At 64.0% G+C, this 17151-nt stretch carries 14 protein-coding genes; 7 read left to right on the top strand and 7 right to left on the bottom strand.

Annotation, left to right across the window (positions count from 1 at the left end; translation table 11 throughout):
• The first annotated feature begins 182 nt into the window (after positions 1-182).
• The 4 genes from LCM4577_RS28630 to LCM4577_RS28615 all read left to right on the top strand — a co-directional run bounded on the left by LCM4577_RS28630 (position 183) and on the right by LCM4577_RS28615 (position 7458).
• Positions 183-1760, top strand: a complete 1578-nt coding sequence (locus LCM4577_RS28630) for a trimethylamine methyltransferase family protein (RefSeq protein WP_071074402.1) — start codon at positions 183-185, stop codon at positions 1758-1760.
• Positions 1761-1836: 76 nt separating this feature from the next.
• Positions 1837-4407 (top strand): FAD-dependent oxidoreductase, encoded by a 2571-nt coding sequence (locus tag LCM4577_RS28625; RefSeq protein WP_071074360.1) that lies wholly within the window; start codon positions 1837-1839, stop codon positions 4405-4407.
• A 182-nt stretch (positions 4408-4589) separates the two neighbouring features.
• Positions 4590-6101 carry a glycosyltransferase family 39 protein gene (locus LCM4577_RS28620; RefSeq protein WP_157900511.1) on the top strand — a complete coding sequence of 504 codons (1512 nt, stop codon included), beginning with the start codon at positions 4590-4592 and terminating at the stop codon, positions 6099-6101.
• Positions 6102-6117: 16 nt separating this feature from the next.
• Positions 6118-7458, top strand: a complete 1341-nt coding sequence (locus LCM4577_RS28615; RefSeq protein ID WP_071074358.1) for a Xaa-Pro peptidase family protein — start codon at positions 6118-6120, stop codon at positions 7456-7458.
• Here LCM4577_RS28615 and LCM4577_RS28610 read toward each other — a convergent pair.
• Both LCM4577_RS28610 and LCM4577_RS28605 read right to left on the bottom strand, forming a co-directional pair.
• Positions 7426-8262: a phosphate/phosphite/phosphonate ABC transporter substrate-binding protein gene (locus LCM4577_RS28610; RefSeq protein WP_071034019.1), complete on the bottom strand. Its 837-nt coding sequence runs from the start codon at positions 8260-8262 to the stop codon at positions 7426-7428. The two genes, LCM4577_RS28615 and LCM4577_RS28610, sit on opposite strands and share 33 nt — an antisense overlap.
• 76 nt (positions 8263-8338) lie before the next feature.
• On the bottom strand, positions 8339-9340 hold the full coding sequence (locus LCM4577_RS28605; protein ID WP_198541100.1) for a fatty acid desaturase: 1002 nt from the start codon (positions 9338-9340) through the stop codon (positions 8339-8341).
• 248 nt (positions 9341-9588) lie between these two features.
• Here LCM4577_RS28605 and LCM4577_RS28600 point away from each other — a divergent pair, with 248 nt between their 5' ends.
• The 3 genes from LCM4577_RS28600 to bmt all read left to right on the top strand — a co-directional run bounded on the left by LCM4577_RS28600 (position 9589) and on the right by bmt (position 12214).
• Positions 9589-10446 carry a helix-turn-helix domain-containing protein gene (locus LCM4577_RS28600; RefSeq protein WP_071074357.1) on the top strand — a complete coding sequence of 286 codons (858 nt, stop codon included), beginning with the start codon at positions 9589-9591 and terminating at the stop codon, positions 10444-10446.
• Positions 10447-10511: 65 nt separating this feature from the next.
• A complete protein-coding gene (locus LCM4577_RS28595; protein ID WP_083354875.1) occupies positions 10512-11114 on the top strand; it encodes a DUF1989 domain-containing protein in 603 nt (200 codons plus the stop codon).
• 83 nt (positions 11115-11197) lie between these two features.
• Complete coding sequence (gene bmt, locus LCM4577_RS28590; RefSeq protein ID WP_071074356.1) at positions 11198-12214, top strand: betaine--homocysteine S-methyltransferase; 1017 nt, start codon at positions 11198-11200, stop codon at positions 12212-12214.
• Positions 12215-12225: 11 nt separating this feature from the next.
• Here the strand turns inward: bmt and LCM4577_RS28585 are convergent, their stop codons facing one another.
• From LCM4577_RS28585 to LCM4577_RS28565, 5 genes are all read right to left on the bottom strand, one after another.
• Positions 12226-12498 carry a hypothetical protein gene (locus tag LCM4577_RS28585; RefSeq protein ID WP_071074355.1) on the bottom strand — a complete coding sequence of 91 codons (273 nt, stop codon included), beginning with the start codon at positions 12496-12498 and terminating at the stop codon, positions 12226-12228.
• Between the two features lie 139 nt (positions 12499-12637).
• Entirely contained in the window at positions 12638-14818 is a 2181-nt protein-coding gene (locus tag LCM4577_RS28580) for a VWA domain-containing protein (protein ID WP_071074354.1), read from the bottom strand.
• 2 nt (positions 14819-14820) lie between these two features.
• Positions 14821-15384, bottom strand: a complete 564-nt coding sequence (locus LCM4577_RS28575) for an RNA polymerase sigma factor (RefSeq protein WP_071074353.1) — start codon at positions 15382-15384, stop codon at positions 14821-14823.
• A gap of 181 nt (positions 15385-15565) precedes the next feature.
• The gene (locus LCM4577_RS28570; RefSeq protein ID WP_071074352.1) at positions 15566-16297 is read right to left on the bottom strand and encodes a dienelactone hydrolase family protein; all 732 of its coding nucleotides are present in this window, start codon (positions 16295-16297) and stop codon (positions 15566-15568) included.
• A gap of 107 nt (positions 16298-16404) precedes the next feature.
• Complete coding sequence (locus LCM4577_RS28565; protein WP_071074351.1) at positions 16405-17094, bottom strand: 4Fe-4S dicluster domain-containing protein; 690 nt, start codon at positions 17092-17094, stop codon at positions 16405-16407.
• Positions 17095-17151: the final 57 nt, after the last annotated feature.

Raw genomic sequence — 17151 nt, 5'->3', positions numbered from 1 at the left:
CCGCCGGCGAAAGCGGATGCTCCAGCCAAACCCTGTCAGGAACACTGGCGCTGCGGTGAGGCGCTCGCAAGCTCCCCTTCCGTCATGTCGCTTCCCTCGCCCTAGTGGTCGCCGCCTCCTCACCGGCAGCATTGCCGGCGGTCCATTATGCCGGCCAATTTCGCATTCTCACGAGGCTTTTCATGACTGCCGCCCTTCATCCCGCCGAACCGGCTCTGGCAACCGATCGCGCCCGCCGCGGCGGCCGCGCGGGCAAGCGCGCCGGCGGCTCGGCCGCCTTCGAGCAGCCCGCCTTCCGGCAATTGAAGAACCCGCTGACGCCAACCAAGCTGGTGTCCGACGACGAGCTGGAATCGATCCACCTCGCCTCGCTGCGCGTGCTGAAGGAGATCGGCGTCGACGTCCTGCACGAGGAAGCCCGCCGCATCATGAAGGCACATGGCGCGGACGTGCGCGACGGCTCGGAGCGCGTGCGCTTCGACAGCGACATGATCCTCGAGCTTGTCTCGCACTGCCCGTCTGAATTCACCCTGCATGCCCGCAACTCGGCGCACAATCTGCGCTTCGGCGGCAACAACCTCATCCTGTCGATGATGGCTTCGGCGCCGAACTGCTCCGACCTCGACCGCGGACGCCGGCCGGGCAACCAGGCGGACTACCGCAATTTCCTGCGCCTGGCGCAGATGCACAACATCCTGCAGTGCACCGGCGGCTATCCGGTCGAGCCGATCGACATCCACCCGTCGGTCCGCCACCTAGAGTGCATCCGCGACCTCGCCATGCTGACCGACAAGGTCTTCCACATCTATTCGCTCGGCAAGGAGCGCAACGTCGACGGCATCGAGATCACCCGCATCGCCCGTGGCATCAGCCGCGAGCAGCTGATGGCCGAACCGTCGGTCTTCACCATCATCAACACCAATTCGCCGCTCAAGCTCGACGTGCCGATGATGGAAGGCATCATCCAGATGGCGAGCATGGGCCAGGCCGTGATCGTCACGCCGTTCACGCTGTCGGGCGCCATGGCGCCCGTCACCGTCGCCGGCGCGCTGGTGCAGCAGAACGCCGAGGCACTTTCCGGCATCGCCTTCGCGCAGATGGTCAAGAAAGGTGCGCCGGTCGGCTATGGCGGCTTCACCTCCAACGTGGATATGAAATCCGGCGCGCCGGCCTTCGGCACGCCCGAATACATGAAGGCGCAGCTTGTCGGCGGCCAGCTCGCCCGGCGCTACAACATCCCCTACCGCACCTCCAACACCTGCGCCGCCAACACGGTCGACGCGCAGGCCGCCTATGAAAGCGTGTTCTCGCTCTGGGGCGCCATCCAGGGCGGCGGTAATCTGATGATGCATGGCGCCGGCTGGCTGGAAGGCGGCCTGCGCTGCTCCTACGAAAAGACCATCCTCGACATCGACCTTCTGCAGATGGTGGCTGAGTTCCTCACCCCGCTCGATCTCTCCGAGGACGCGCTCGGCTTCGACGCCATCCAGTCGGTCGGCCCCGGCGGCCATTTCTTCGGCACCCAGCACACGCAGGAGCGCTACAAGACCGCCTTTTATTCGCCGATCGTCTCCGACTGGCGCAATTTCGAGACCTGGACCGAGGCCGGCTCACCGACGGCGATGGAGCGCACCAACAAAGTCTGGAAGGAGCGCCTTGCCTCCTACGAGGAGCCCTATATGGATCCGGCCATCCGCGAGGAACTCAACGACTTCGTCGAAAAGCGCCGCGCCGAAGGCGGCGCGCCGACGGATTTCTGATCATCGTTCGACCGGGCAAATGCCCGCCATTCATCTCCCTTTCTGACTCCACATTGCACAAGACGGAACTATCTTCATGAAATCCCACGTAAAAGCGGTTGTCATCGGCGGCGGCGTCGTCGGCTGCTCGGTGCTCTATCACCTCGCCAAAGCCGGCTGGACCGACATCATGCTGATCGAGCGCTCGGAGCTGACCTCCGGCTCGTCCTGGCATGCGGCTGGCGGCTTCCATACGCTCAACGGCGACCCCAACGTCGCCAAGCTGCAGGCCTACACGGTCCAGCTCTACAAGGAGATCGAGGAGCTCTCCGGCCAGTCCTGCTCGCTGCATCTGACCGGCGGCGTCATGATGGCCGACACGCCGGAGCGCATGGACTTCCTGCGGCTCGCACATGCCAAGGGCCGTTATCTCGGCATGGACACCGAGCTGATCACGCCCTCGGAAGCGAAGGCCATGTTCCCGCTGATGGACGAGAAGAATTTCGTCGGCGCCATGTGGGATCCGGTCGAGGGCCATCTCGACCCTTCCGGCACCACCATCGCCTATTCCAAGGCGGCGAAGAAACTCGGCGCCGAGATCGTGCTGCGCAACCGCGTCGTGGACCTGACGCAGCAACCGGACGGCACCTGGAATGTCGTCACCGAGCAAGGCACGGTGCATGCCGAGCATGTCGTCAACTGCGGCGGCCTCTGGGCGCGCGAGATCGGCCGCATGGTCGGCGTCGAGCTGCCGGTGCTGGCCATGGAGCATATGTACCTCTTGACCGAGCCGATGCCGGAGGTCGAGGAATTCAACAAGTCGACCGGCCGCGAGATGATCGGCGTGCTCGACTTCAAGGGCGAGATCTACACCCGCCAGGAGCGCAACGGCATCCTGCTCGGCACCTATGAGAAGGCCTGCAAGCCATGGTCGCCGGTCAACACGCCGTGGGATTTCGGCCATGAATTGCTGCAGCCCGACATCGACCGCATCGCGCCGTCGCTGGAAATCGGCTTCAAGCATTTCCCCGGCATCGAGAAGGCCGGAATCAAGCAGATCATCAACGGCCCCTTCACCTTTGCGCTCGACGGCAACCCGCTGGTCGGCCCGGTGCAAGGCCTGACCAATTTCTGGTGCGCCTGCGCCGTCATGGCCGGCTTCAGCCAGGGCGGCGGCGTCGGCCTCGCGCTGTCGAACTGGATGGTGCATGGCGATCCGGGCTTCGACGTCTGGGGCATGGACGTCGCCCGCTTCGGCGAATGGGCCACCCTGCGCTACACCAACGCCAAGGTGCGCGAGAACTATTCGCGCCGCTTCTCGATCCGCTTCCCGAACGAGGAGTTGCCGGCCGCCCGTCCCGCGCAGACGACGCCGCTCTACGACACCATGCTCGCCAACAACGCGGTCATGGGCGATTCGTGGGGCCTCGAGACGCCGCTCTGGTTCGCGCCGAAGGGCACCGAGCCGAAGGACATCGTCTCGTTCCATCGTTCCAACGATTTCGGCCCGATCGGCGAGGAAGTGCGCGCCACGCGCGACAAGGTCGGGGTCACCGAGATCGCCAACTTCGCCAAATACGAGGTCTCAGGCCCGGGCGCGGAGGATTTTCTCAACCGGCTGATGACCAACCGCATGCCGAAGGTCGGCCGCATCGTGCTGACCCCGATGGTCAACGAGTTCGGCAAGCTGATCGGCGATTTCACCATCGCCAAGACCGGCGAGGACCGTTTCATGATCTGGGGCTCTTCCGCCGCGCAGAAATACCATATGCGCTGGTTCGAGAAGCACCTGCCCAAGGATGGTTCGGTGCGCATCCATCGCTTCGACCAGACGCTGGTCGGCCTGTCCATCGCCGGACCGAAATCGCGTGACCTGTTGCAGAAGCTGGTCGACGTCGACGTCTCGACCAAGGCCTTCCGCTTCATGGATTTCCGCGAGATGGCGGTCGGCGGCGCGCCCTGCATGGTCAACCGCATCACCTATACCGGCGACCTCGGCTACGAAATATGGATGGCCCCCGCCTATCAGCGCCTCGTCTACAAGGCGATCAAGGAAGCCGGCGCGGAATTCGGCATTGTCGACTTCGGCATGCGCGCGCTGCTTTCGATGCGTCTCGAAAAGAACTTCCCCACCTGGTTCCGCGAACTGCGTCCGATCTACGGCCCGTTCGAAGGCTCGATGGACCGTTTCATCAAGCTCGAGAAGAACGACTTCATCGGCCGCGAAGCGTCGGCCAAGGAGCATGCCGAGGGTCCGAAACTGCGCCGCGTTTCCTTTATCGTCGATGCCATCGATGCCGACGTGATGGGCGACGAGCCGATTTGGGCCAAGGTCTCCAAGGACTACGGCACGGTGGAGAAGCCGCACGGTTACGGCGCGCCGCGCTTCGATGAAACGGGCAAGGAAGTCCGCGGCTCGAAGGCCGCCGAAGGCGCTTCCGCCGTGCGCGGCATCGTCGATGGCGAATGGCGCGTCGTCGGCTGGGTGACCTCCGGCGGCTATGCGCATTACGTCCAGAAGTCGATGGCGCAGGGCTACGTCCCTGCCGCTCTGGCTGAGGACGAAAGCGCCGGCCTGTTCGAGATCGAGATTCTCGGCCACCGCCGCCCGGCCCGCATCAATGTCGAGCCGCCCTTCGATCCGAGCGGCGAGAAGATGCGGACCTGACGCGAGAGCAATTCCAAGAAAAGTGTGACACGGTTTCCCGCCCGGAATTGCGTAAAACAGATAGACAGAGCGGTTTGCCGTTTAGGAAACGGTGAACCGCTCTGGCGAATTGTTGGATTGCGCCGGTCGCCATGGCATGGTTAAGCCCGCTACCGGCGCATCAGCACGAGAAGACAATCCCCTTGCGGCAGCTTGAGAAATGGACCGATTGGCTCTGCGATGAACGGGTCGGTCCATTCAGTGCCGCTGTCGCGCTCGCCCTCCTCTACTGCCTGACACAGATCGCGGTGATGGCGCTGCTGTCCCACGTTGYGGGCACGGGCGTTGGTGTCGACGATTCCGAACAGCTGATGGAAATGCGGTTTCTCGCCGCCGGCTACGGCAGTTCGCAGCCGCCTCTATACACTTGGCTCGCCATGCTTGCGGCCTCGCTGGTCGGAACCAGCGTCCTTGCCCTCAAGATCGTCAAATACGGCTTGCTGGCCGCGGGGCTGGCCGCGTATTTCACCGCCATACGCCGCCTCGGCTACTCGAACCGCACTGCCGCCGCCGGCATGTTCGGGCTGCTTCTGTTTCCTCAGATCTTCTGGGAAATGCAGCACGCCCTCACCCACTCGGTCGCCATATTCTGCTTCACCTCGGTGCTGCTTCTGGCGCTGGTCGAGGTCGAGAAACGCCGATCGACCATCGCCTATGCGTTTTTCGGCCTGGCGACGGCGGCCGCGATGCTGTCGAAATACAACATCGTCATTTTCCTTGCCGCCCTGTTCCTGGCATCCCTCTCGGTTCGCGAAACGCGTGAGGCGATCTTAGATCGCCGTTTTCTGATCAGCCTGGCCGTGGCGATCCTGGCCTGCCTGCCGACGCTCTATTGGAGCCTGACGCATCTGGAAGATCTGCTCGCGCACCAAGGGGGCCTGGGCGTCGCCGAAGGCGGCAGCGTTGCGAAAACGGCACTTCTCGGCATCCGCAGGCTGGCCAACGCGATCGTCAATTTCGCTGGATTGCCGGTCGCGATTTTCGGCGTCGCCTATGGCCTGGCAATAAGAAAGCGGACGGAGCCGCCTCAGCCGGTAAGGTGGCCGGAAAAGCTGTTGTGGCGGGCGATCGTGCTTGGTCTGGTGGTCATGGTGACGGTCGTGCTGGCCGCCGGCATCACCCAGTTTCGCGACCGCTGGATGCTGCCCATCTTCATCCTCCTGCCCGCGGCCTTGGCCATGCGCTTCGAGGCCATGGGCCAGAGGGGCCGAACGACGCAAGCCACCATCGTCTTCGTCGGCGCGCTCCTTGCCGTCCTTGTGCTGCCGCTGAGCTGGTACATGCACCTTGAGGGCGGCGACAACCGCGGCAGCATCGTGCGGCTGGACTACCGGTCGCTTTACGACCAGATCAACGCCGACGGAGCGGTCAAGACCGTGGTCTCGAGCTGGTTCTGGGTCGGCAATCTGCGTCTGGTCGATGCCGACCTCATCGCGCTCGACGACGAGACTCCGGACTTCGCCCACTCGATCCGCGAGCCTGCGGTCCTTGTCCTGACCGACGACAGGGAATCGTCCTCGGATGTCTTCGAAGAATTGGCGAGGGCCGGCTACGCGATGGATACCGTCCATCGCACGATCGAGGTGCCGCAGGCGCTCGGCTTCCCGCCGCGCAAGGTCACGATCACCAAATTGCACAAGAAGACCGCGCCGTAAGATTCGGGGGGAACGAATGGACAAGCTAGGCTTTGGCCGTCACCGCAAGATCATGCCCTTCGAACCCGGCTCGGTCGAGTCGCTGCGCGAGGCCTCCCGCGAGAAGGCGGCCTCGCTCAACCAGCATGTGTTGGGCTATGGCGCGACAGCCGAAGCCGAGTGGGCGGCGGCAGGCATCGCCGCGCCCGATCTGTCGGCGATGCGCGGATACCGGCTGAAGCGCATCCGCGCCGAGCTGAAGCGCCGCGGCTATGCAGGCGCCCTGCTCTATGACCCGGTCAACATCCGTTACGCGACGGACTCGACCAACATGCAGCTCTGGGTCGCGCACAATCCGACACGCCACTGCTTCGTTGCCACCGAGGGCCCCGTGGTGCTCTTCGACTACTTCTCCTGCGAGCACCTGTCCGACCATTCGGGTGTCGTCGACGAGGTGCGCCCGGCCGTGTCATGGATGTATCTCTACAGTGGCGAACTGACCGATGAGAAGGTCCGCCGCTGGGGCGCCGGCATCGCCGAACTCGTTGCCGAGCATGGCGGCGGCAATCGCCGCATCGCCGTCGACCACATCAATCCGGAAGGTGTCGGGGAACTCGCCCGCCACGGCATTTCTGTCGGCAATGGCGAGGCGGTGATGGAGAATGCGCGCCTCATCAAATCGCCGGACGAGATCCTCGCCATGCGCCGCGCCATCGTCGCCTGCGAGGCGGCGATGGGCGAGATGGAAGCGGTGCTGAAGCCCGGCATCTCCGAAAACGAGCTCTGGGCGGAACTGCATCGCGGCAACATCGCGCGCGGCGGCGAATGGATCGAAACCCGGCTTCTGTCGTCCGGCCCGCGCACCAATCCCTGGTTCCAGGAATGCTCCTCGCGCGTCATCGAGAATGGCGACCTCGTCGCCTTCGACACCGACCTGATCGGCCCTTACGGTTTCTGCGCCGATCTTTCGCGCACATGGCTTTGYGGCGATCGGCAGCCGTCGAACGAACAGCGCGACCTCTTCCGCATTGCCGCCGATCAGATCGCCCACAACACGGATCTGATGCGGCCGGGCATCTCCTTCCGCGACCTTGTCGAGCGCTCGGCGGTGCCGCCGGACGATTGCTATCCGACGCGCTACGGCGTGCTCTACCATGGTGTCGGCCTCGCCGACGAATATCCGACGCTGCCGCATGCAAGCGATTGGACCGACGACACGCCGGATGGCGTGCTCGAACCCGGCATGGTGCTTTGCGTCGAAAGCTATATCGGCAGGCTTGGCGGGCGCGAGGGCGTCAAGATCGAGGAGCAGATCCTGATCACCGGGACCGGCAACGAGAAGCTTTCAGCTTACCCGTTGGACGAGCGGCTGCTCTGATCCGCTTTCGACAGAAGCGACGGCCTCGCGCATCATGGCAATGGTTTTTTCCGGTGTCGTCCTGGCGGTGATATAGGGCAAGCCCTTGCGCCGCGCCGTCCAGCCGACGACCTTCACGCCTTTCGCCGCCGGCTCGAAACGCTGCGCCAGCGCCCAGCTCTCGCAGTCGATGGCCGCGATATCGGCCCTGCCTTCCGCGACCGCCACGATCGATGACCGGTGGCCGCCGCTCTCGCCGCGCGAGGCGAAGATATCGAGGCTCTCTCCCATCGCCTCCAGGTCGCGCGTCAGAGCGATCACGCCGGACATCGAATCCGGGTTGTTGAAGATGAAGCGCTTGCCGCGCAGAAGCTCGAGCGGGATAAGGGCGTTGCCGTCATGCGGCGAGGCAACCGGCGCCTCGCCATCCGCGGCCATCACCAGCGCGCTGGAATAGAGTTCCCCTTGCCCGCCTTCGAACGCATCGTAATTCGGCTGCGCGACCACCTGCACATGCCGGCCGAGGCCGAGTTCCATCGGCCCCCAGCAGGTTTGTCCGAAAAGCAGCGCCGGACTGAGCCAAAGCTGATGAAAATCGAGCTCGTCCGCAGGCAGCGTCGCCGGGTCCGGCGCAATCAGCCTGCCGGCGTCATCGAGGATCCCGCCGGGCACCGGCGGCAGTTCGCGGTTGCTGCGCACGATCGTTTCCGGCGCATCGATGCCCCGTTGCCGGAAAGCGTCGCGCAGGCGTGCCCATTGCGCGTCGACCTCGCCGCGCGCTTCGGGCCAGTCATACATCGGCAGCGCCGCAACGAACTTGCTCATGTCGAACAGCTTTCAAAGACAGGCGACCTTCGGCGCCTGCGTTCCGCCGCGAAAAAGCGGGCGCGGAAAGTCGAAATTACTCTTTCGGCGGCTCGGCGGGAACTGGCGCCGTGCCAAGCCCGCTGACATTGCGCGCCCTGACGCGCGGCTTGAAGGCGCGGCCCGGCTCCGGCGCGCGGCGCAGCACCGGATGGATGACCGGCTCCTTGGCCTTGAAGGCAAAGGATTTGATCAGCGCGAAATAGTTCGGATAGATATAGCCGTTGTTCATCCGCAGCCACTCTTCGCGGCGATCGCGAAACATCTTCGGCAGTCTGTACCAGGCAACCGTCGGGCTCTTGTGATGCACGAGATGCAGGTTGTTGTTGAGGAACAGCAACGACAAGGGCGAGCGCTCGACGATGATCGTACGCCCTTCCGGATGCTCCGACCACTGATGCTCGGCATAGGTGCGGACGGAGATCAGCGACTGGCCGAGCCACACCGGCACCAGTATGTAAAGCCAGAGCGGGATGCCGAAACCCAGAGTCACGATCGGCACAACCACGACAAGGCCGATAGCGTGCAGCAGCCAGGCGTTGCGGATCGTCTTGTCGCCGGCGGCAATCTGCCGGGCGTCGTCGATGAAGAAGCCGATCGACGACAGCCACGGGCCGAGAATGAGGCGGCCGACCATGGTATTGTTGAGCTTGAGCAGGAACTTCATCGTCGGCGGCAGTTCCTCATGTATCCAGAGCGCCTTGTAATAGCTTTCCGGATCGTCCAGCGGATCGGTCAGCCGTTCGTCGGCGTGGTGGCGAAGATGGATGGTCTTGAAGCGCCGGAACGGCCAGACAAGCCCGATCGGCAGGAAGACGAAGGCTTCGTTGATGCGGGCGCTGCGGGTGGGATGGCCGTGCAGCACCTCATGCATCAGCGACGATTGCAGGGCGAGGATCAGGGCCAGCGCGATCGAAGCGATCAAGGGGTGGGATGGCCAGAGCAGGAAGCCGATTGCGAACCATGCGCCGTAGCAGAAGAGCGCGAGCAATACCGTCGGCCATTCGATTGGYGGTGCGCTGCTGCGTCTCTTGTTCATGCCGGTATTCATGCTTGCCATGCTATCGACCACTGCCTTCCAGTCGCCGGAACCCCTCGATTCCTGACAACATTGTGTCAGGAGCCTCCCGTTACATCAACGCGACAAAGCGCACAAACTGTTGCGAATGCGCATTTTTGGCGGCATGTGTTATACATTGTAAACAAATATGGGGATTCATTTCCGCCTGAGCCACGTTCAGATCGGCTCCGACGCAAATTTTTCCTCTCGCAAGCAGGAGCGGCCTGATGGACAAGCGCGATCTATCGACGATCTTCCGGGAGCGGCTGAAATTGCTCTTGACACGCTCCGACCTCAACCAATCGGCCTTCGCGACGGCCGTCGGCATCGACCGTTCGGCGCTGTCGCAGCTGCTGTCCGGCGCCTCGACCCGCCTGCCCCGCGCCGAGACGCTGCTCAACATCGCCGCCGAATTCAAGGTGTCGCTCGATTGGCTGCTGGGCTTGAGCCACGACGAAGGCGTGACCGGCGAAATCCGCGAAAGCCTGGAGATCGAGGAGGCCCCCGACGGCTTCGACCGCACGCTGCTCGCCAAATGGCATGCCGAGGCCGCCGGCACCAAGATCCGCTACGTGCCTGCCGGCATTCCCGATCTTTTGCGCACCGAGGCGCTGATCGATTACGAGGCCGGCATTGCCAATAAGAACCGCGAGGCGCAGGCCGGTGAAACGCAATACCGCATCGACTATACAAGGCGGCCGGAGACCGACATGGAGGTCTGCATGCCGCGCCATACGCTGGAGATCTTCGCACGCGGCCTGGGCGTCTGGGATCGTTTCCCGGAAGCCGAAAGGCGCAAGCAATTGCTGCACATGGCGGCGCTGCTCGATGACCTTTACCCGACCTTCCGGCTGTTCCTCTATGACGGCCGCATGCGCTATTCGATCCCCTATACGATCTTCGGCCCYTACCGCGCCGCGATCTATGTCGGCGACATGTATATCGTGCTGAGCGCCACCCAGCCGATCYGCACCCTCACCAGCCATTTCGACAATCTGATCCGCGCCGCCGACATCAACGCGCATGAGGCAGCAAGCTTCACGCAGAAGCTGGCCGCAATGTCCTTCCCGTCAGGCTCTGTCTGATTGACGGTGCCGATATAATACTGACATCGGCTACTCGGTTGCCGTTCATCCTTTCAGGGAAAACCATGCAGTCATCGCGTCACGTCGTCGTTCCTCCTCAGTCGGGCCGTTCCATGCGCGTCGGGCGCGGCGATCTCATCCGCATCACCGATCCCAAGGGCCAGCAGGTCTCCGACCTCTGGGCGTTCTCGACAGGTGAAAAACTCGACTGGCTGAGCACGTCGCAGACGCGCGACATCACCGAGCGGCTGTTTCCAAAACCCGGCGACCATTTCTACAGCGCCGCCGGCAAGGTCATGCTGACGCTGATCGAGGATGGCTCGCCCGGACCGCACGACATGCTCTACCCGGCGTGCGACAGCGCGCTCTACGAACGCGCCGGCTTGCCCAACCACCCGAACTGCCGCGACAACCTGATGACGGCGCTTGCCGCGGAAGGCATCGACCTGCCCTTCGCGCCCGACCCGGTCGACCTCTTCCAGAATTCCTTGCCGCAGCTGGACGGCACGCTCGTCGTCGAAGCCTCCATCAATCCGCCCGGCGGTTACGTCACGCTGCGCGCCGAACAGGACCTCCTGCTCGTCGTCACCGCCTGCTCGGTCGACCATCACCCGACCAATGGCGATGCCTGCACCGAGATCGAGGTCGAGATCACGCCGGCCGCATAAGGCCTTCGCGGCCGCAAGCTCGTTGACTAGACATAAAGACTTCTTTATATCGTTATTTGAGTTCGAACACGAAAGCCACCGCCATGACCGCGACCAATCCGATTGACGCCCTGCTTGCCGAAAAGGGCGTGCTCCTGGCCGACGGCGCCACCGGCACCAATCTGTTCGCGATGGGCCTGCCGGCCGGCGAAGCGCCCGAGCTGCTCAACGAAACGGCGCCCGAGACCATTGTCAGCCTGCATCAGAACTTCGTCGATGCCGGCGCCGATATCATCCTGACCAACTCCTTCGGCGGCACCCGCCACCGGCTCAAGCTGCATCACGCGCAGGATCGCGTCCACGAGCTGAACAAGCGCGCCGCCGAGATCGCCCGCTCCGTCGCCGACAAGGCCGGCCGCAAGGTGATCGTCGCCGGCTCCGTCGGCCCGACCGGCGAATTGCTGGTGCCGCTCGGCGCGCTGACCTATGACGACGCGGTCGACGCCTTCGCCGAGCAGATCGAGGGCCTCAAGGCCGGCGGCGCCGAAGTCGCCTGGATCGAGACCATGTCGGCGCCCGACGAGATCCGCGCCGCCGCCGAGGCCGCCATCCGCGTCGGCCTGCCCTATACCTATACCGGTTCCTTCGACACCGCCGGCCGCACCATGATGGGCCTGCTGCCGAAGGACATCCACGCCGTCGCCGACGGTCTGTCGCAGGCTCCGCTCGGCGTCGGCGCCAATTGCGGCGTCGGCGCTTCGGATATCCTCGCTTCGCTACTCGACATGACCGAGGCGAAGCCGGAGGCGACCGTGATCGTCAAGGGCAATTGCGGCATTCCCGAATTCCGTGGCAGCGAGATTCACTATTCCGGAACGCCGGAGCTGATGTCCGATTATGTGCGGCTGGCGGTCGATGCCGGCGCCAAGATCGTCGGTGGCTGCTGCGGCACGTCGTTCGCTCACCTCGCCGCCATGCGCAAGGCGCTCGACGGCCACACCAAGGCGGAGCGCCCGACCATCGAGACGATCGTCGAGCGCATCGGGCCGATGCGCAACAAGACGGCAAGCGCTGTTGAACCCGGCGAAGGCCGGCGCGAGCGCAGGCGCAGCCGCGCCTGACAGGGCCTGGGTTATTTGCTGTTTTCGGCGTAGCGTGACAGCGCCGTATTGAAATCGACGACGTTCTCGGCGCTCATCGTCATCAGAGCGCCCGATGCGCCCGGATCGCTGATCTGTTCCAGCATGACGCGAAACCGGTCGTTGTTGAGCGCCGAAAGCGCCGTATTGCGGGCCGCATCGACATCGCTCCGAATGCGCGCCGATTCCGCCGAAGGCGCGGACGATCCCCGCACCGGCGCATTGGYCGCCGTCGCGTTCGCATTGCCGATGGTCGTGATATGCACTGCTGATCCCTCAAAATTCCATCAGCGCTGACTAACAGAAGCTCGTTGCGGCGAGGTTCCGGAAAAGCCGCGCAATTTAACGATTGCAAAAGGGCCGGCAGGATTTTCCTGCCGGCTTTTCGTTGGAGGTCACAACACTCTATTTGTTGCTGTCCAGCGATGAGGCCAGGCGTACCAGCGACAGGAATTCCGCCCTGTAGCCGAACGGATCGGCGCCGCGCGCGGCATTGGCGATCTCGGCGATCCGGTCGTAGCCGAAATTCGCGGTCTGATCTTCGTCGCGCAGCTTCTGCCCGAAGGCAGCGACGGCGACCGAGAAACGCTGGTCGGCGCCGGCCGCGTCGAAGGACTTGACCTCGTTGGCGGCGGTCACCGGGGTGGTGATCAGCTTCGAGACATTCTCGTCCGGCAGCTTATAGCGGATCTTGACGAAGGCATATTCGTCGGCATTGGCGACGCCGCCATTGTCGACCTTGGCCTGGCCGTAGCGCAGCGGATCGACCTGCTCGCCGCCGCTCCCCTTCGGCGTGATCTCGTAGAGCGCCGTCACCGAATGGCCGGAGCCGATGTCGCCGGCATCGACGCGGTCGTTGTTGAAATCCTCGCGCTTCAAAGCCCGGGTCTCATAACCGACAATACGGTATTCCGACACGGTCGCCGGGTTGAACTCGACCTGGATCTTGACGTCCTTGGCGATGGGGAACAGCGTCGAGGACGCGTCGTCGACCAGCACCTTCTGCGCCTCGGCAAGCGTATCTATGTAGGCAGCCGTGCCGTTGCCGTTCTGGGCGATGGTCTGCATCATCTGGTCATTCAGATTGTCGCGGCCGAAGCCGAACACCGACAGGAACACGCCGGTCTTGCGCTCCTTCTCGATCAGACGCTTGAGGTCGTCGTCATCGGTCTGGCCGACATTGAAGTCGCCATCGGTGGCCAGCATCACCCGATTGACGCCCCCCTTGACGAAGGACTGCTGGGCAAGCTTGTAAGCCTCGCGGATGCCTTCCTCGCCGGCCGTTGAGCCGCCGGGTTCCAGATTGTCGATGGCCGCAAGGATCTTCTGCTTTTCCGACGCCTTGGTCGGCATCAGCACCGTGCCGGCATTGCCGGCATAGGTGACGATCGAGACGGTGTCGTCGGCTTTGAGCCTGCTGACCAGGAGCCGGAAGGCGGATTTGAGCAGCGGCAGCTTGTCCGGCTCGTCCATCGAGCCCGAGACGTCGATCAGAAAGACCAGGTTGGCCTTCGGCTGCTCGGCCGGCTTCACGTCGAAACCCTTGATCGCGACATGCATGAGCTTGGTGTGCTCGTTCCACGGCGTCGGCATGACGGTGACCGTCGAGTTGAACGGCGTTGAAGCCGATTCCGGACCCTTCCAGTCATAAGGGAAGTAGTTGATCATCTCCTCGACGCGGACCGTGTCCGGATCGGGCAGAGCGCCTTCCTTCAGCGAGCGCCGCACGAACGAATAGGAGGCCGTGTCGACATCTATGGAGAAGGTCGACACCGGATCCTGCGCGGTTTCGTGGACCGGGTTGGTCTTGAAGGTCTCGATGCGGTTGCGGTTTTCCTCCCGCGGCTGCATCTGGTCGGCCGGCATCGGCGCGGGTTGTACCATCAGTCTAGAATCGGCGACGGCGGGCGGAGTCGCCGGAATCGCGGCAGCTGCTCCTGCCGGAGCCTGGTCGGTCCTCGCGGCTTCATCCTTTGACGACGGCGAAAGTTGCATCATCACCCTGCCCGGCGAACCGTCCTTGCCGCCGGCGGCGAGCCGACCGCTCTCGGCAGGCGCGGGCAAAGCCTCGGGCGTCGCTTCCTGCTTGAGCAGGCTGTCGACCTCTGCCGCCGGCTTCGGCGCTGCGGGCGCCGTCTGCGCATTGGCGCGCGTCTCGGTGTCCGCGTCGGCCTTCTTCGCCTTCGCTGGCGCAGTCGCCAGCGGCTCGTTGATCGCTGGCTGTTGCGGCGCGGGCTTCTGCGCCACCGGCTTGTCGGCCACCGTCTCGGTGGCCGTGCCGTTGCCGCCGATGACCCGCGGCTGTTCCTTCAGCATCTCGAAAGCGGCATATCCGGCGATAGGCAGCGCGACCAGCGCGGTGATGGCCGGCGTGGCAATGAGTTTCCGTTGCATGATGTCTCTCCAGAGCTTTTGTGCTCGCTCCGTGAGACGAAGACCTGCGGGCGTTCCTTGGGGGATCGCAGAATTTTTTTCATCGAGGTCGAAGGCCTGCATGGCGGCCGCGAGCGTGCGCGCCTTCGCCTCGCCATCCGGCGCCGGTATAGCGATGTCGCGCAGCCTTTCGAGTTCGTTGTCGTCGACCATGGTCACACTTCCCCGGCTGAACGCATCAGCACCTTCAGCCGTTTCTTCGCTTCATGGATGTGCCAGGAAACCGTCGTCTCCGAGATCGCCATCACCTCCGCCGCCGCCGCGTGGTTAAGACCTTCGCCATAGACCAAAAGCACCGCGTCGCGCTGCTTGTCTGGCAGCATCCGCACCGCCGCCCACAGCGCCTCGACCGGGTCGTCGCTCTCAGCCGGCGCTTCGCCCGCGATCAGCGAATACGCGCCATAGGCATCGGTCTTGGCGATGTCGCGGGCGCGCTTGCGCATCATGTCGCGCGAAGCATTCAGCGTCATGGCATAGAGCCATGTGGTGAATGCGCCGCTGCCCTGATAGTCGCGGATCGCGCGGCCGAGCCGCACGCAGACGTCCTGGGCGATGTCCTCGGCGTCGGCCTTGCGGCCGCACCAGCGATAGGCGGCGCGATAGACGAAGCCATAGTGCCTTTCGAGCAGTTTGCCGAAAGCCCCCCTGTCTCCGCCCCTCGCCCGCCCGATCAATTCGGCATCGGAGGCTTCGCTGTCGTCCAGCATCATCGCCGTCATTTGCCTGTTGGACGAAGGCTAATGGCCAATCCTTGGGGCGATGGAAAGATTTTTTTGCGGCACCGCCTTTTCCTTCTCCCCGTTCAACGGGGAGAAGGTGCCCGAAGGGCGGATGAGGGGCAGCGCGAACATTCGAAGGTTCGCCCTACGAGATAATCTCCGGGAAATCGGTGAAAGAGGGCTAGCCCAGCGTCTCTTTGAAGAACGTCGTAAGCCTCTTCCAATGCCTCTCGGCGCCTGCCTCGTCATAGACGCTGTGATCCTTGACGCACCAGCCATGGCCGACGCCGACATAGTTCTCGATCATGTGGTCGACTTCGGCCACGCGCAGCGCCTCCGCCAGCCGCGCCGACTGCTCCGGCGGGAAGCTGCGGTCGATGCCGGCAACCCCGACATAGACGCGCGCCTTGATCATTGCTGCCTTGCGGTGCGGGCTGTCGGCGGCGTCGCTGGCGAGATTACCGCCGTGAAAACTCGCCGCCGCGACGATACGGTCGGGATGGGTAGCCGCCGCGTTCAGCGCCCGCGCGCCGCCCATGCAATAGCCGACGACGCCGACCGGCCCATCAATGCCTTCGGCCGCGAGCGCATCGAGGAAAGCGGCGTTGTCGCGAATGGTCATCTCCTGCGTCGTGCCGGTGACCAGCGCCATCAGTTTGGCCTTGGTTTCCTCCACCGTGAAGGCGGTCTTGGCGTCGAACGGGCCGTAGGGCGCGTTGCGGTAAAACAGATCGGGCACCAGCACGGCATAGCCGTGACCGGCGAGCCGCTCGGCCATCTCATCGAGCACCGGACGTGGCCCGAAGGCGTCCATATAGAGGATGACGCCGGCGCTGGCCTTGCCGGACGGTCGAAAAAGCCCCGCCTTTGCCTTGCCGTCCCTGGTCTCGAACTCGATCTGCTTTCCGGCCATGATGCTCTCCGTTGCGTACCGCGCGTTAGATATCGGCACGCGCCGTTCCGGCAAGCCAATCCCGGAGCGCATTGTTCAAGATTTCGTGCGGACGGCGGCTCCTCTCGTCACAGCCTGGCAAAGGCCGCCATGTGAAAGGCCTGCACCTCAGGCGGATAGCGATAGTCTGTGCCATAGGGACAGGCGTTGCGGTCCAGGCAGCCGCCGCTGCGGCAGGGCTCGCCTCGAGCTCCGCGCACATGGCCAAGACAGGCTTCATGCGCAAACCCCTGCACGGAATAGGCGTCCACCGGACAGGATTTCAGGCAGGGTTTTTCGACACATGTGTCGCAAAGATGAATCGATGCATGAGGTTCGGGAATGGAAATCCCGTCCTCGAACAGCAATGCGCCGCGATAGGCATGCCAAAGTCCATAGGTCGGGTGCATGAGGATGCCGAGCGGCGACGGCTTCAGCCTCTCCGCCCGCATCGCCCATTGCTGGAACGGCAGATAGGGCCGGTCTGAAGGCGACACGGCGCGGGCGCCGAACTCTTGCGCGACCGCGCCGATCACCTCGCGCGACCAGCTGTCGAGCGGATTGGCGATGTCCCTCGCCTGTCGTTCCCGCCAGCGCTGGAAATGCGGCCAGGGCGCCGCGCCCGCCTGTCCGATGAGCAGCACCGATCTGGCCGGCCCGCCGGAAAATCCGGCAGGCGCCGTCTCATCGTCGCCAAAGCTGAAACCGCCGCGAAGGATCAGACCGTTGGCCGCGAGCGCGGCCGCAATCTCCTCGACCGTGCCGCGGGAAAAAGTCATCCCTTCCGGTCCGGGTCGGAGAACGCGCTCCGCCAGACTTCCTTGTGGATGATGTTG

Origin of the sequence: Mesorhizobium sp. LCM 4577, assembly GCF_001854795.2 — a bacterium.
Lineage (GTDB): Bacteria > Pseudomonadota > Alphaproteobacteria > Rhizobiales > Rhizobiaceae > Mesorhizobium > Mesorhizobium plurifarium.
This window is presented reverse-complemented; position numbering and strand designations above follow the sequence as displayed.